The organism is Bacillus sp. SJS (genome assembly GCF_000732485.2).
GTDB classification, from domain to species: Bacteria; Bacillota; Bacilli; order Bacillales; family Bacillaceae; genus Metabacillus_B; species Metabacillus_B sediminis.
The window spans coordinates 88420-103512 of sequence record NZ_JAQV02000004.1 but is presented as its reverse complement, the minus strand read 5'-3'; the positions used below and the strand labels follow the sequence as shown (position 1 = coordinate 103512).

General features: G+C 44.5%; 15 protein-coding genes, 1 other RNA gene and 1 other annotated feature (1 of these 17 only partly in view). Of the genes, 14 read left to right on the top strand and 2 right to left on the bottom strand.

Going from position 1 to position 15093, the window contains the following annotated elements; translation table 11 throughout:
* Positions 1-27: 27 nt before the first annotated feature.
* From aspS to AS29_RS02665, 4 genes are all read left to right on the top strand, one after another.
* On the top strand, positions 28-1797 hold the full coding sequence (gene aspS, locus AS29_RS02680) for an aspartate--tRNA ligase (protein ID WP_035405235.1): 1770 nt from the start codon (positions 28-30) through the stop codon (positions 1795-1797).
* An 83-nt stretch (positions 1798-1880) separates the two neighbouring features.
* Positions 1881-2064, top strand: a non-coding RNA gene (gene ssrS, locus AS29_RS02675) — 6S RNA.
* Positions 2065-2163: 99 nt separating this feature from the next.
* Positions 2164-2925 carry a tRNA threonylcarbamoyladenosine dehydratase gene (locus AS29_RS02670; RefSeq protein WP_035405233.1) on the top strand — a complete coding sequence of 254 codons (762 nt, stop codon included), beginning with the start codon at positions 2164-2166 and terminating at the stop codon, positions 2923-2925.
* A 98-nt stretch (positions 2926-3023) separates the two neighbouring features.
* Positions 3024-3773, top strand: coding sequence for an SDR family oxidoreductase (locus AS29_RS02665; RefSeq protein WP_035405232.1), 750 nt, complete (start codon positions 3024-3026; stop codon positions 3771-3773).
* A 162-nt stretch (positions 3774-3935) separates the two neighbouring features.
* Here the strand turns inward: AS29_RS02665 and AS29_RS02660 are convergent, their stop codons facing one another.
* The gene (locus tag AS29_RS02660) at positions 3936-5207 is read right to left on the bottom strand and encodes a replication-associated recombination protein A (protein WP_035405378.1); all 1272 of its coding nucleotides are present in this window, start codon (positions 5205-5207) and stop codon (positions 3936-3938) included.
* A gap of 304 nt (positions 5208-5511) precedes the next feature.
* Here AS29_RS02660 and cymR point away from each other — a divergent pair, with 304 nt between their 5' ends.
* From cymR to recD2, 5 genes are all read left to right on the top strand, one after another.
* On the top strand, positions 5512-5928 hold the full coding sequence (gene cymR / locus AS29_RS02655; RefSeq protein WP_035405231.1) for a cysteine metabolism transcriptional regulator CymR: 417 nt from the start codon (positions 5512-5514) through the stop codon (positions 5926-5928).
* 18 nt (positions 5929-5946) lie between these two features.
* Positions 5947-7089, top strand: a complete 1143-nt coding sequence (locus tag AS29_RS02650) for a cysteine desulfurase family protein (RefSeq protein WP_035405230.1) — start codon at positions 5947-5949, stop codon at positions 7087-7089.
* 17 nt (positions 7090-7106) lie between these two features.
* The gene (gene mnmA, locus AS29_RS02645; protein ID WP_035405229.1) at positions 7107-8222 is read left to right on the top strand and encodes a tRNA 2-thiouridine(34) synthase MnmA; all 1116 of its coding nucleotides are present in this window, start codon (positions 7107-7109) and stop codon (positions 8220-8222) included.
* A gap of 114 nt (positions 8223-8336) precedes the next feature.
* A complete protein-coding gene (locus AS29_RS02640; RefSeq protein ID WP_035405228.1) occupies positions 8337-8999 on the top strand; it encodes a tetratricopeptide repeat protein in 663 nt (220 codons plus the stop codon).
* Positions 9000-9032: 33 nt separating this feature from the next.
* Positions 9033-11405 (top strand): SF1B family DNA helicase RecD2, encoded by a 2373-nt coding sequence (recD2, locus tag AS29_RS02635; protein WP_035405227.1) that lies wholly within the window; start codon positions 9033-9035, stop codon positions 11403-11405.
* Between the two features lie 43 nt (positions 11406-11448).
* Here recD2 and AS29_RS21530 read toward each other — a convergent pair whose 3' ends face one another.
* Positions 11449-11598 carry a hypothetical protein gene (locus tag AS29_RS21530; RefSeq protein WP_197491565.1) on the bottom strand — a complete coding sequence of 50 codons (150 nt, stop codon included), beginning with the start codon at positions 11596-11598 and terminating at the stop codon, positions 11449-11451.
* A 168-nt stretch (positions 11599-11766) separates the two neighbouring features.
* Here AS29_RS21530 and AS29_RS02630 point away from each other — a divergent pair, with 168 nt between their 5' ends.
* The 5 genes from AS29_RS02630 (at position 11767) to AS29_RS02615 (ending at position 14976) form a co-directional block, all read left to right on the top strand.
* The gene (locus AS29_RS02630; protein WP_035405226.1) at positions 11767-12249 is read left to right on the top strand and encodes a PRC-barrel domain-containing protein; all 483 of its coding nucleotides are present in this window, start codon (positions 11767-11769) and stop codon (positions 12247-12249) included.
* A gap of 12 nt (positions 12250-12261) precedes the next feature.
* Complete coding sequence (locus tag AS29_RS02625; protein ID WP_035405225.1) at positions 12262-12450, top strand: hypothetical protein; 189 nt, start codon at positions 12262-12264, stop codon at positions 12448-12450.
* Positions 12451-12475: 25 nt separating this feature from the next.
* The gene (locus AS29_RS20900) at positions 12476-12607 is read left to right on the top strand and encodes a DUF3918 family protein (protein ID WP_082883708.1); all 132 of its coding nucleotides are present in this window, start codon (positions 12476-12478) and stop codon (positions 12605-12607) included.
* Positions 12608-12890: 283 nt separating this feature from the next.
* Positions 12891-13859, top strand: coding sequence for a nuclease-related domain-containing protein (locus AS29_RS02620; protein WP_035405224.1), 969 nt, complete (start codon positions 12891-12893; stop codon positions 13857-13859).
* Positions 13860-13920: 61 nt separating this feature from the next.
* Positions 13921-14976 carry an AI-2E family transporter gene (locus AS29_RS02615; protein WP_035405223.1) on the top strand — a complete coding sequence of 352 codons (1056 nt, stop codon included), beginning with the start codon at positions 13921-13923 and terminating at the stop codon, positions 14974-14976.
* A gap of 40 nt (positions 14977-15016) precedes the next feature.
* Positions 15017-15093: a binding site (T-box leader), on the top strand; it runs 136 nt beyond the window's last position.

Genomic DNA, 15093 nt, shown 5'->3' with positions numbered 1-15093 from the left:
TTTAATTGAAAGTAAGGAGAGGTTTACATGTTTGGAAGGACTTATTATTGCGGGGAAGTTGCACCGGAAGCCATTGGCGAAAAAGTAGTTTTGAAAGGCTGGGTTCAGAAGAGACGCGATCTTGGCGGACTGATTTTTATTGATTTGCGCGACAGAACGGGCATCGTCCAAATTGTTGTCAATCCTGAAGAGGCAAAAGGAGCCTGGGAGACGGCAAACAATGTACGCAGTGAATATGTCCTTGATATTGAAGGGACTGTAACGGGAAGAGCGGAGGGAACCGTTAACCCGAATTTAAAAACAGGGAGCATTGAAGTGCACGCTTCATCCGTTTCCATACTAAACGCTTCTAAAACCCCTCCTTTTATGATCGAGGATAAATCGGAAGAAGTATCAGAGGATGTTCGTCTCAAATACCGCTACTTAGATCTAAGAAGACCTGCATTATTCAATACAATTAAAATGCGTCATGATGTGACAAAGGCCATTCGTTCTTTCCTTGACAATGATGGTTTTCTGGATGTTGAAACCCCGATTTTGACGAAGAGCACACCAGAGGGTGCACGTGATTATCTTGTACCAAGCCGTGTCCATGAAGGGGAATTTTATGCGCTTCCTCAATCTCCGCAGCTTTTCAAGCAATTGCTGATGGCATCTGGGTTTGAAAAGTATTATCAAATTGCCCGCTGCTTCCGTGATGAAGATTTGCGTGCAGACCGCCAGCCTGAATTTACCCAAGTGGATATTGAGACCTCCTTCATGAGCCAGGATCAAATTATGGAAATGGCAGAGCACATGATGGCTCACGTGATGAAAGAGGCGAAGGGTATGGAAATCTCTCTTCCTCTTCCAAGAATGAGCTTTGATGAAGCCATGTCCCGCTTCGGTTCCGACAAGCCTGATACGCGCTTCGGAATGGAACTTGTAAATGTCTCAGAGCTTGTGGCAGACAGCGGCTTTAAAGTATTCAGCAGCGCTGTGGAATCTGGAGGAGAAGTGAAGCTGATTACCGTGAAAGCCGGTGCTTCAAAATATTCCAGAAAAGATATCGACGCCCTTACTGAATTCGTTAAGCCATACGGCGCAAAAGGGCTTGCCTGGCTGAAACAGGAAGAGGACGGCTTAAAAGGACCAATCGCGAAGTTCTTCTCAGAGGAAGAGCAAGCGGCTTTAATTCAAACGGCTGATTCAGAAATTGGCGATTTGCTGCTTTTCGTTGCAGATCGGAAATCAGTAGTAGCCGATTCTCTAGGCGCGCTCCGTCTAAAACTGGGGAAAGAACTTGAACTGATTGATGAAAGCAAGTTCAACTTCCTATGGGTAGTGGACTGGCCGCTTCTGGAATTCGATGCAAAAGAAAACCGATACTACGCTGCCCATCACCCGTTCACGATGCCTGTGCGCGAGCATCTGGATAAGTTTGAAAGCGATCCTGCCGGAATGATCGCACAAGCATATGATTTAGTATTGAACGGCTATGAGCTTGGCGGAGGATCCATCCGTATTTTTGAAAAAGAAATTCAGGAAAAAATGTTTACCCTGCTAGGCATGAGCAAGGAACAGACAGAGGATCAATTCGGATTCCTACTTGAAGCCTTTGAGTATGGCGTTCCTCCGCATGGCGGAATTGCACTCGGTCTTGACCGCCTTGTAATGCTGCTTGCGGGTAGAACCAATTTGCGCGATACCATTGCCTTTCCTAAAACAGCGAGTGCGAGCTGCATGATGACGGATGCTCCTGGCCAGGCAAGCGACGCCCAGCTTGACGATCTTCATATTGCCAGAAAGACAAAGTGAACACAGAAAACAGGAGGACTGCCCCTCCTGTTTTCCCTTGAAAACGGAAAATCCATATAGTATAATCTTCTAAAAGACGGGGAAAAGTCCTGATGTGTTCGTTGGATACCTTGCATTTTGACCGAACAATTTTTTGATTGGGAGCTCGCGTTTTTGAAATGAGCAAACGCCTTTTGTAAGGACTTGCGAACTTTCAAAACAGGGCACCCACCTGCTGAGAGCGGGTTCAAAACAAAGGATAAACACGACGGCACGATTGGGACTTAGCCCATCGAAATAATCAATAACCTGCATGGGCAAGGGTGCTCATGCAGTTTTTTATGAGGTAAAAAACCAATAAAACATACAGCAATGGAGTGAATGAATGTGCTGCACCAGTTTTCCAGAAACGAACTAGCGATTGGCCAGGAAGGCATTGAAATCTTAAAAAACAGTACGGTTGCTGTACTCGGAATTGGCGGGGTCGGCTCTTTTTCGGCAGAAGCTCTCGCACGCTCCGGAGTTGGCCGTTTAATATTAGTGGACAAAGATGATGTGGATATCACCAATGTAAACCGCCAGATTCACGCGCTTGTGTCTACAGTGGGCAAGCCGAAAGCGGATTTAATGAGAGACCGCGTAAAGGAAATTAACCCTGAGTGTGAAGTAATCTCACTGAAAATGTTTTATACGGAAGAAACCTATGAGGAATTTTTCAGCTATGGGCTCGACTATGTGATTGATGCATCAGACACCATTTCATACAAAATTCATTTAATGAAAGAATGCTTGAAACGAGACATTCCGATTATCTCCAGTATGGGTGCTGCAAACAAAACCGATCCGACAAGGTTTAAAGTAGCGGATATTTCAAAAACCCATACGGATCCAATAGCCAAAGTCATCCGCACGAGACTGAGAAAAGAAAGAATTCACAAAGGGATTGAGGTTGTGTTTTCGGATGAAAGCCCAATTGTGATCCGCGAGGATGTCCGCAAGGTGGTTGGTAAAGAGGATGCCCCTATCCGCAAAGCAAAAATGCCGCCTTCTTCCAACGCTTGGGTTCCCTCTGTTGCAGGCCTCATTATGGGCGGCCATGTGATTATGAAATTGCTTAAAGATATTAAAATAAGCCGGGTAAATGATTAAAGCAGCCACTGATGCTGCTTTTTTTAATGCTCTCCTTTTTGTTATTTCCAGTTGAAAAAGGGTAAAGATAGGGAGTCGAATATAAGGGAGAGATAATCATGAATTCAATTAAAGGAAGAACAGCAATTATTACGGGTGCAAGCAGCGGGATCGGAGAAGCGATCGCGAAAAAATTGGCTTCTGAAGGAGCAAATATTGTTCTGGCAGCACGCCGCGAAGACCGTATTTCCACATTGGCAAACGAGCTGAAAGAATCCTTTTCATCGGAAGTGCTTGCTATCTCAACGGATGTAACATCAAGGGAAGATGTAGAGCAGCTTGTGAAACAGGCGAAAGAAAAATTCGGACAAGTGGATATCCTTATTAACAATGCAGGAGTCATGCTGCTGTCTTTCCTTAAAAATGACCTTGTTGATCAATGGGAGCAGATGGTGGATGTGAACATTAAAGGAGTATTGTTCGGAGTGCATGCTGTACTTCCGGAAATGCTTGAAGCCGGACGAGGACATGTAGTGAACGTTTCCTCTGTAGCAGGGCATGAAGTATTCCCGACATCCGCTGTTTACAGTGCTACAAAATATGCTGTTCGGGCTCTGTCCATGGGAATGGAAAAGGAATTGGCGGAAACGGCTATTAAGGTGACAAATATATCTCCTGGAGCCGTGCAGACTGAATTGACAACCCATATTACGGATGAGGAAGTTCAAGGGATGTTTAAGAAAATGATTCCTGAAGATATGAAGGTGCTTGAAGCGAAAGACATCGCAGAGGCTGTTTTTTATGCCGTGTCCCAGCCGGATCATGTGAATGTGAATGAAGTGATTGTGCGGCCGGTGAACCAGGCTTAAGTGTTAGGGAACAAGGGGTCGTCTGAAAAGTACAATAACTAAAATAACTAAAACAGGGAGACGCATTTTAAGCGTTTCCCTGTTTTAGTTTAATAGTAGCCCAACCAATCCATATTCAAAAGCGAAAGCAGCTTTGAAAACTACTTTCTGGACAGCCCCTTGTTATTTAAGCTGCTGTCCATTTAGCTTTTTGTAGACCTGTGCAAGAGCCTGTTCAAATTTCCCGGTTGTTTTTGGGGTGTAATAGGTTTTATTTTTAATGGAATCCGGCAGGTATTGTTGCTTGACCCAGCCGTTTTCAAAGTCATGCGGGTACTGATAGCCGATTCCGCGGCCGAGTTTTCCCGCAGATTTATAATGGGCGTCCTTTAAATGTGCCGGAACATCTCCGGATTTGCCGGATCGGATATCTGCAAGCGCCTCATCCAATGCTTTATAAGCAGAATTGGATTTCGGAGACAGGCACAATTCAATGACTGCATTCGCAAGGGGAATTCTTGCCTCAGGAAATCCGAGACGTTCAGCTGATTCAATTGCTGCGAGCGTCCTTGCACCAGCTTGAGGACTCGCCAGCCCAATGTCCTCATAAGAAATGACGAGCAATCTTCTTGCAATGCTCACCAAATCGCCGGCTTCTATTAATCTGCCTAAGTAATGAAGGGCTGCATTAACATCTGAGCCGCGGATGGATTTTTGAAAAGCTGAGAGGACATCATAGTGGGCATCGCCGTCTTTATCATGAGCAAATGCCTTCTTTTGCAGGCACTGCTCGGCCGTTTTTAAATCGATCGAGATGACGCCTTCCGGATTTTCAGGGGTTGAAAGAACCGCAAGCTCCAATGCGTTAAGAGATGACCTTACGTCTCCGCCGCTTCCTGCAGCCAGGTGATCCAGGGCTTCGGGAGAAATGGAAATGTGTTTTTCTCCAAAACCCCGTTCCCTATCCTCTATCGCATTTGACAGTGCCTCCTTAATTTCTGCCTCCGTCAAAGCCTTCAGTTCAAATATTTGGCATCTGCTCCGGATCGCAGGGTTAATGGCATGATAGGGATTGCTCGTAGTAGCTCCAATCAGCACAATTCTCCCGTTTTCTAAATGAGGCAATAGAAAATCCTGCTTCGCCTTATCCAGCCTGTGGACCTCATCGAGAATCAGGATGACTTTGCCTGACATCTTCGCTTCCTCAACGACAATTTCCATATCTTTTTTATTATGAATGACCGCATTTAATGTCCGGAATGCCGTTTCTGTGCTTCCGGCAATCGCTGTTGCAATGGAGGTTTTCCCAATCCCGGGCGGTCCATAAAGAATCATCGAACTTAGGTGTCTGGCATTGACCATCCTGGAAATGATCATGCCTTCACCAACTAAATGCTCTTGTCCAATTATTCCATCCAATTTTCTTGGTCTCATTCGATAAGCAAGAGGCTTCAATTCAATCTCTCCCAAAAGTATCATGTGTGCTCCCTATTATAGTACGTTTTCACTTTGTTTGCAGGCAGCTGATTTGCGGTACGGAATTTTTGCAATGGCAGCTTGAATTCATTATAATATTCCAATCGGTCCTGCGGTTTTCAAGCGGACACCCTCTTAAATATGGTATAATGACATAGGTTTTCATGGAATTACAAATATGCATAAACAGTAAATTATTGCTTGATGTGTGAATTTATATAGATTTTTTGTGATATATAGCAGTCTGATTAATTTGAACGATACCGGATTAGGGGTGTTTTGGTTGAAAATATCGACAAAAGGCAGATACGGTCTGACGATTATGATTGAATTAGCAAAAAAACACGGCGAAGGACCAACCTCGCTTAAAAGCATCGCTCAGACAAATGATTTGTCCGAGCATTATTTAGAGCAGCTGATTGCTCCTTTAAGAAATGCAGGACTTGTCAAAAGCATCAGAGGCGCATACGGCGGATATGTACTTGGAGATGAGCCTGAGAACATCACATCCGGGGACATCATCCGGGTTTTGGAAGGGCCGATCAGCCCTGTAGAAGTTTTGGAGGATGAAGAGCCGGCTAAACGGCAGTTATGGATCCGGATCCGGGATGCTGTCAAGGATGTCCTGGACAGTACGACTCTTGAAGACCTTGCGAGCTATTCCGATGGCGAGCAGGAATCCTATATGTTTTACATTTAACCTGTAAGAGGTGAGAACATGTCACGAATATACCTGGATCATGCAGCGACTTCACCTATGCATCCAGCTGTAATAGATACGATGACTTCATTTATGGCCGAAACATATGGCAATCCATCAAGCATCCATGCGCATGGCAGAGAAAGCCGGCGTATTTTGGATACAGCAAGAGAGGAGATTGCCTCAATAATCGGTGCGAGGGCTAACGAAATTATTTTTACAAGCGGTGGAACAGAAGCCGATAACCTCGCCATCCTCGGCAGCGCATACGCAAACCGCTCCAAAGGAAATCACATTATCACGACGTCTGTTGAGCATCATGCTGTTCTTCACACATGTGAGTTTTTGGAGAAGGAAGGATTCCAGGTTACGTATCTTCCGGTTAATGAAGCTGGAGAAATCTCCATGCAGGATTTCGATCAGGCGCTTACCGAAGAAACCATTCTTGTTACCGTTATGTACGGAAACAATGAAGTTGGAACCATTCAGCCGATAAAGGAAATCGGCGAACGGCTTAAAAATCATCAGGCAGTCTTCCATACAGATGCCGTTCAGGCGTTCGGCATATTAAGCTTGAACGTACAGGAGCTGCAGGTCGACTTGATGTCAGTTTCGGGTCACAAGCTTAATGGACCTAAAGGGATTGGCTTTTTGTATGTTAAAACCGGACTTAAGCTGAAGCCCCGTGTTTTCGGCGGTGAGCAGGAGCTTAAAAGACGGGCAGGGACTGAAAATGCAGCAGGAGCAGCGGGATTGCATAAGGCAGCTTTACTGGCGGAAGATTCCAGGGAAAACAAGGTGCGGGAATTTACGGCCATGAAAAATAAGATGGCTGAAGTTTTTCGCAGCAACGGGGTTTCATTTGAAGTGAATGGGTCACTTGAAAAAGGCCTCCCGCATGTCCTGAATGTATATTTTCCGGGTACAAATGTTGAATCCTTTCTCGTTAACCTGGATTTAGCAGGAATTTCAGCGTCAAGCGGATCTGCATGCACGGCAGGCTCAATCGATCCTTCCCATGTGCTTACAGCTATGTATGGAAAAAATTCCAAACGTCCGGCATCGTCCATTCGCTTTAGCTTTGGACTTGGGAATACCGTTGAAGAGGTTGAGCAGGCTGCTCATAAAATAGCCGATATCGTAAAAAGGATTACAGCTTAGAATAGAGGTGAGAGCAAATGGAAAAAGCAATAAAAGACACGCGTGTAGTAGTCGGAATGTCAGGAGGAGTTGACTCATCTGTCGCAGCGCTCATGCTAAAGGAGCAAGGCTATGATGTGATCGGCATTTTTATGAAAAACTGGGATGATACCGATGAAAACGGCGTTTGTACAGCCACGGAGGACTACAACGACGTAATCCGGGTATGCAACCAGATCGGCATCCCCTACTATGCAGTAAATTTTGAAAAACAATACTGGGACAAGGTATTTACCTATTTCCTTGATGAATATAAAGCAGGCAGAACGCCAAATCCGGACGTGATGTGCAACAAAGAAATCAAGTTCAAGGCATTTCTTGAGCATGCCATGTCTCTCGGCGCCGATTACCTTGCAACAGGACATTATGCAAGAGTGGAAAAACGGGACGGCGTTTATAAAATGCTTCGCGGCATCGATGAAAACAAAGATCAAACGTATTTTTTAAATCAGCTCGGACAGGAGCAGCTTTCAAAGGTGATGTTCCCGCTCGGCGGAATTGATAAATCCAAGGTGCGCGAAATAGCTGCAGAAGCTGGATTGGCGACAGCGGCTAAAAAGGACAGCACAGGAATCTGCTTTATCGGTGAACGGAATTTCAAGGAGTTTCTGGGAGGCTACCTTCCTGCCCAGCCTGGAGAAATGCAAACCTTGTCAGGTGTAAAAATGGGCAAGCATGACGGCTTGATGTATTATACGATCGGTCAAAGGCACGGCCTTGGAATCGGCGGAAGCGGCGAACCGTGGTTTGTCATTGGAAAAGACCTGAAACGCAATATTCTATTCGTTGATCAAGGCTTCCATAATGACCTTCTTTATTCAGACTCGATTATCGCAACCGACATCAGCTGGGGCTCAGGTCAAGCACCCGAAGGCGATCTTGATTGCACAGCTAAATTCCGCTATCGTCAAAGCGATAATAAAGTAACGGTTACCATGCTGGATGAAACAACAGCCAAAGTAACGTTTGCCGAGCCGATTAGAGCGGTGACTCCAGGCCAGGCCGTTGTATTTTACGACGGTGATGTGTGCCTGGGCGGAGGAACGATCGATGAATTATTCAAAGACAGCGAAAAATTAATGTACGTGGGATAATGCACAGCAGGACTGTCTCGAAGGATGTTCGGCCAATCAGCCTAGCGCTGTATGAATGGGTCTGGCGAAATTTGAGCAGTCCTTTTTACTTTACATAACGTTAGGAGAATGATGATGGATAAAAATCAGTTAGGCATTCAATCCATGCAGGAGGGAGAGTTGGAGCAGGCAGCTAAATATTTTACGGAAGCAATCAGTGAAGACCCTTCCAACCCGGTTTTATATGTAAATTTTGGCAACCTTCTGGCTTCCATTAATGAATTCAGCAAAGCGGAAAACTTTTTCAGCAAAGCCCTTGAGCTGGATCCTAAATTGGCTACTGCCCAATACGGTAAAGGCAATGTTTATTACGAGAAAGGCGAATTTGATAAAGCAGCAAAATCATTTACATCAGCAATGAATGATGGGCTTGAAGAAGCAGATGCTTATTTTATGACAGGAATGTCCCTCGTCCAGCTCAGCAGAGAGAAATTAGCACTTCCGTACTTTATGAGAGCGGTTGAAATGAACGGAGAAGATGCGGATGCACGTTTCCAATACGGATTGTGCCTGGCATCACAAGGACAAATCGAGCATGCTGCAAAAGAATTCCGGCACGTAATCGAGCTTGAGCCCAATCACGCAGATGCCTACTATAACCTTGGAGTAGCCTATTCCTTTGAAGAAAAAGGACAGGAAGCCTATGAAATGTTTTCAAAGGCTGTTTCCATTCAGCCTGATCATGTATTGGCATTGAACGGCAAAAAGCTAATGGCAAATGCACTGGGGAAATCTTAAAGAAGCAATCATGCAGGAGGGGAGGAAAAAGCAATGCAAATATCGATGGATGAGCTTTCCAGCGCTAATCATGAGGAAAAGCCTTATGTTAAAGCGGTCATCAGGGCGGTTATTTTCCATAATGAACAGAATCTCTATACCGTTCTGAAGGCAAAATTGCTGGAGTCCAATCTGGAATTTGATGAGAAAGAAATCACTGTAACCGGATATTTTCCTCTCCTTGCTGAAGAAGAGACCTACCTTTTTTATGGAGCCGTCAAGCATCATCCGAAGTTCGGCATGCAGTTTCAGACCGACCACTTCAGAAAAGATATCCCCAATACAGAAGAAGGAATCATTCAGTACCTGTCCAGCGATTTGTTTAAAGGGATCGGAAAAAAAACGGCTGAAATCATTGTGGGGGAGCTTGGAACATCCGCCATTTCAAAAATCATGCAGGATCCGTCTGTCCTTCATAAAATTCCTAAGGTAAACAAGGAAAAAGCCGATATCCTTGCCAAAACGTTAAAGCAGCACCAGGGTTTGGAGCAAATCATGATTTCCCTGTCCCAATTTGGATTCGGCCCGCAGCTTTCGATGAAAATTTACCAGCAATATCAGGATCAGACGCTTGAAAAGATCCAGGAAAATCCCTTCCAGCTTGTGAAAGACGTTGAGGGAATAGGCTTTGGAAAAGCAGATGAACTGGCGCATCATTTAGGAATATCAGGCAGCAGTCCTGAACGGATCAACGCCGCTTGTCTATATACCATTGAACAGTCCAGTTCACAGGAAGGACATGTCTACCTCACCGAGAACCAGCTGGTTGAGAAGACAAGACAGCTCCTTAGTGCCTCAAATAAAGGACAGGTAAACGCTGAAAGCATTTCTGCTCAAATTGCCGCTCTTGCTGAAAGCAAACAGCTCATTGCGGATGAAGGAAGGATCTACTTTCCAATCCTTTACTACTCTGAAAAGAAGGTAGCCGAGCACATCCAGCAAATCCTGGAGCAAACGGAATATGACGACTTATTCCCGGAATCTGAATTCCTTCTTTCCCTCGGCAATCTCGAGGAACGAATGAAGGTTACATATGCACCAAGCCAAAAGGAAGCAATTCAAAGAGCGCTTATGACACCGATGCTGCTATTAACAGGCGGACCCGGTACCGGCAAAACGACCGTCATTCGGGGAATTGTCGAACTATACTCTGATTTGCACGGCTGCTCATTGGATCCAGGCGAATATAAAAAGGATGAGCCTTTTCCGATTTTGCTCGTCGCGCCCACAGGCCGGGCTGCAAAAAGAATGAGCGAATCAACCGGAATGCCCGCCGTCACCATCCACAGGCTTCTTGGCTGGAACGGATCGGAGGGATTTGACCGCAATGAGGACAATCCGATTGAAGGAAAACTTTTAATCATTGATGAAATGTCCATGGTCGATATCTGGCTCGCCAATCAGCTTTTTAAATCACTGCCTAAGCAGATCCAGGTTGTCATGGTAGGCGATGAAGACCAGCTTCCTTCTGTCGGCCCCGGTCAGGTTTTAAGGGACTTGCTTGCCTCAAAGGAAGTGCCGACTGTCAGGCTGACTGATATTTACCGCCAAGCGGAAGGTTCATCGATCATCGAGCTCGCTCACCACATAAAAGATGGGAAAACCCCGTCTGACTTGAAAACCCCGACCTCAGACCGGTCCTTTATTAAATGCGCCTCCGGCCAGGTTAAAGAAGTTGTTCGAAAAGTGGTCGAGAATGCGAAGAAAAAGGGCTTTACGGCCCGGGATATTCAGGTGCTGGCGCCAATGTACAGAGGACCAGCGGGAATCGACCAGCTCAATATTCTGCTGCAGGATATTTTTAATCCGGCCTCAAGCACGAAGCGGGAAATGAAATTCGGCGACCTCATCTACCGGATCGGCGATAAAGTGCTCCAGCTTGTCAATCAGCCGGAAAGCAACGTTTTTAACGGGGATATGGGCGAAATTGAATCCATCTTTTACGCGAAAGAGAATACGGAAAAAGAAGATATGATTGTCGTTTCCTTTGATGGAAACGAAGTCACCTATACCCGGTCCGATTTTTCGCAATTCACCCATGCCTACTGCTGTTCTATCCATAAATCGCAGGGAAGCGAGTTTCCAATCGTCGTTCTGCCTGTTGTAAAGAGCTATTACCGTATGCTGCGCAGGAATTTGATTTACACCGCGATCACTAGAAGCAAAAAATTCCTGATCATGTGCGGGGAAGAAGAAGCCTTTATACGCGGAATTGAAAACAGAGATCAGCTTGAGCGCCAAACTTCATTAAAACAGAGGCTGAATAAATTTACAGAAGAAGAAGATGAACTTCAGAAGCTCCTGCCGTTTGATGTAAGCGATGCGAATATTGGAATGGAAAATATAACACCATTTGATTTTATGTAAAAAAAAGCCGCCTGCTGGATGACAGGCGGCTTTTTGGCTTTTATTAATTAAACATCGGTAAAATATAGCTGATTAAAAACCAAATGATTCCAAAAAAGATGATCAAATACGCTGCGTATTTAATAAATGTAGATGCAACAAGACTTGAATCCTTTCTCTTCTCTCTAACCTCGACATCTTTATGTTCATTCATAAAATCACGTCCTCGATATTGGTATGATTGCTTGTTATTAAATACCACATTTGGAAAATGTCAAACCTTTTCCCTAAAGAACTTTTTAGCGGAATGGAAAACGTTACGCTGTATGACTTAATGCTGGAGGAAGAATCCTAAGTGTGTTCGGAAAGGTGGGAGATCATCTTGCGGACATACGGAACATTAAAGGGACTTCCGGTTTTTGATGCAAGAAACGCTGCCTGCATAGGCAAAATTACGGATTTAGTCATCAGCACAGACGGGCACGTTTCCGGACTTATCTTGGATGGCAAAGGTCTATTCAAGAAAGACCGCTTCATTCCGCTGGCCTGTATAGATTCAGTGGGAGAAGACGGAGTGATGGTCAAAGATCCGGAACAGCTGCAGCCTGCAGCTGCTGCAAAAGAAGATTATCGATTCCGCGGCAATGGGCAGCTGTTTAACAAAACCGTCTACTCGAAAACCGGCGAACAGCTCGGTCTCCTGGAAGACGTATATTTTACAGAACAACTGGGCACAATCGTAGCATACGAACTGACAGACGGATTCTTCGCTGATTTAACCGAAGGGCGGAAAAAAGTAAACCCCCTAAGCGAGGAACTAATGGTAAGCAAGGATGCCATCGTCATGGATGTGATTCAAGAGTGAGGTGTGCCCGGTTTGTTAAAATGCCCGAACTGTCAATGCAAGGACCTTGGAAAAATAGGAGTAAACCAGTATTACTGCTGGGGCTGCTTTATCGAGCTTTCAGTATCCAAAGGAATGATTTTAACCCATCAGGTTGAAGAAGACGGTACCTTAAGCTCACTAGATGACTTGTTTGACGAACATGACCGTACCGTAAGCTAAATCGAAATTAAAGGAGGAAAACGCCATGAACCGCACCATGACCTCAATAATTTCAATGGGAATCGGCGCTGCCGCAACCTACGCAATGAGCGGCAAACGCATGAACACCCGCAAAATGAAAAAAAACTGGCAGCGCCAGATGAAGAAAATGTTTTAATAGCAGTTGGTGAAAACCTCCGCGTGTTGCGGGGGTTTTTTTTGTTGGATTTAAACTAAAGAGAAGGGGCGAAAATTGTGTAAAATTGTCGATAGGTCGCTATTCGACAAACTGGAGTTTATATTCGACATATTGAGGTCGCTATTCGACATACCCTAGTTTATATTCGACATATTTCCGTTTATATTCGACAACCATCACTCAATTTCTTCAAAAAAAGTCGTATTTCGTAGCAGGAAACCGAGACGTCTTGTAGAATTTACAACTTGGAAAGGAGATTATTATGATCATCAAACCTCTTACAAGTCCTCAAGCTTTAAAGCAGCTGGAAGCATTAAAACGCAGGATTGCTCCTGGACATCCAAAAATGGATTCAGTCATTCAAAACTTTGCAATCAGAAATGTTGGTTATATGGGAGAAAAGAGCCTGGAGTATCCTCTAAGTTTTTTGGATCCCGTTAAGTATCATATTTTTCATGATATTAGGATGTTTGATGGCACCCATTATTTTCAAATTGATACTTTGATCCTTTCAACAAGTTTTATTGTTATTCTTGAAGTAAAGAATATCTCAGGAACATTATATTTTGATTCCGATTTTAATCAGATGATTAGGGTTCAAAATGAGGTGAAAGATTCTTTTCCTGACCCTCTAATTCAAATAAGGCGTCAACAAGCACAATTAATTAAATGGATAAATCTTCGAGGTTATCCTCATTTCCCTGTAAAAGCATTCGTTGTAATCAGCAATCCTCGGACAATTCTTCAAGCTTCTCCTAAAAATCAAACTTCACATGAAAAAATTCTACAAAATCCTCAAATTCCGTTTAAAATAGCCCAGTTAGAAAACGAATATGCCAGCCCGAATATTTCTGATCAGGAGTTTTATACCCTTAGTGAAACCGTTTCGAAATCACATACCCCTATTTTTTCAGATATACGCAACATGCACCAGATTCCTAAAGCAGATATTCGTTCCGGGGTACATTGTTTGAAATGTTTCAATTTGCCAATGATGTATATGAGCAGGCGAGGATGGAAATGTACATTGTGCGGATTTATGTCAAAAGACGCCTATAGAGAAACTTTAATGGATTATTCGTTACTAATAAATCAAACCATCACTAATCGTGACGCAAGAAATTTTTTGCAGCTCACTTCTAACTCAGTTGTAAAAAATTTATTAAATTCAATGGAAAGTAAAACATATGGTAATCATAAATCCCGTATTTACAAACTTGAGATGAATTAGTTTCGTTCCCTGCATAATCCCCCCAAAAATCCCCCAAACTAATCTCCGGAGGGGATGCCCCGTGAAAGAAAAAAAGATCCTGCTAAGAGCGGGAATTATTCTGCTGTCTTTATTATCCCTTTATTTATTTCTTAAACTGCGGGTAGTGTGGAATCCAGTCTGGATTATGCTGCAGGCCATTATCGTGCCGTTTGTGATTGCTTCCTTTATCACGTATTTGCTTCATCCGATTGTAGAGAAGCTGCATGAAACGGGGCTTCCGAGGACGCTTTCGATTCTCATTATTTATTTGCTGTTCTTCGGTTCGATTGGGTATGGTTTTTATCGGGGCATTCCGCTGCTTATTAATCAGCTGATGGAGCTGTCGGCTAATGCGCCGCGGATGGTGAAGCTTTATGAGGGCTGGCTTACGATGATCAGGGATCAGACGGATCATTGGCCGATGGGGCTGCATCATCGGGTGGAGGGGTTGCTTGGCGAGGCGGAGCAGTGGATCTCAGGGATGATTGACGGCATTATCTACTCGATCCGGTCACTGTTTGATAATGCGGTAATTTTAACGCTTATCCCATTTTTGGTTTTTTATATGCTGAAGGATTTTTCACTGTTGAAAAAAACGGCCTGGTATTTGACTCCGAAAAAGTGGAGAAGGAGGGGGAAGGAGCTGCTGAGGGATGCAGATGAGTCTCTCGGAAGCTACATTCGGGGCCAGTTTTTTGTTTGTGTCATTATGGGTCTGCTGGCGTTTCTCTCTCTATGGTTCTTTGGGGTAAAATATCCGCTTGTGCTTGGAATGATTATAGCGATTACAAATGTGATCCCTTACTTTGGCCCTGTGATCGGTGCTATTCCGGCTTTAATTTTGGCGGCAGCGATGTCGACCCAAACGGTGATAACCGTGGTTATTATCATTTTGGTTCTGCAATTTCTTGAAGGAAACGTAATCAGTCCTCTGATTGTTGGAAGAAGCCTGCATATGCATCCCATTGTTATTATGCTGGCGCTCGCTGCTGGCGGTGAGCTTGCAGGAATTTTCGGACTGATTATCGCCGTACCTGTCACCGCTGTCCTGAGGGTCGTTTTGGAGCATGGAGTCCGGCTTCTCCGGCATGATTGACAGGCGGGCGGGCATTGTCTATAATCTACGGTATAATAGGTAATAAACGCTGATGGAAACGAGTAGGTCACAGTCCATTTCCAGAGAGAATGCCCCAAGGCTGAAAGGGTGTTTAAT

Bases quoted from the DNA above. Each gene is read 5' to 3' on its own strand.
- aspS (WP_035405235.1), top strand. From the start codon at position 28: ATGTTTGGAAGGACTTATTATTGCGGGGAAGTTGCACCGGAAGCCATT.
- AS29_RS02665 (WP_035405232.1), top strand. From the start codon at position 3,024: ATGAATTCAATTAAAGGAAGAACAGCAATTATTACGGGTGCAAGCAGC.
- AS29_RS02650 (WP_035405230.1), top strand. From the start codon at position 5,947: ATGTCACGAATATACCTGGATCATGCAGCGACTTCACCTATGCATCCA.
- mnmA (WP_035405229.1), top strand. From the start codon at position 7,107: ATGGAAAAAGCAATAAAAGACACGCGTGTAGTAGTCGGAATGTCAGGA.
- AS29_RS02640 (WP_035405228.1), top strand. From the start codon at position 8,337: ATGGATAAAAATCAGTTAGGCATTCAATCCATGCAGGAGGGAGAGTTG.
- recD2 (WP_035405227.1), top strand. From the start codon at position 9,033: ATGCAAATATCGATGGATGAGCTTTCCAGCGCTAATCATGAGGAAAAG.
- AS29_RS21530 (WP_197491565.1), bottom strand. From the start codon at position 11,598: ATGAATGAACATAAAGATGTCGAGGTTAGAGAGAAGAGAAAGGATTCA.
- AS29_RS20900 (WP_082883708.1), top strand. From the start codon at position 12,476: ATGAACCGCACCATGACCTCAATAATTTCAATGGGAATCGGCGCTGCC.
- AS29_RS02620 (WP_035405224.1), top strand. From the start codon at position 12,891: ATGATCATCAAACCTCTTACAAGTCCTCAAGCTTTAAAGCAGCTGGAA.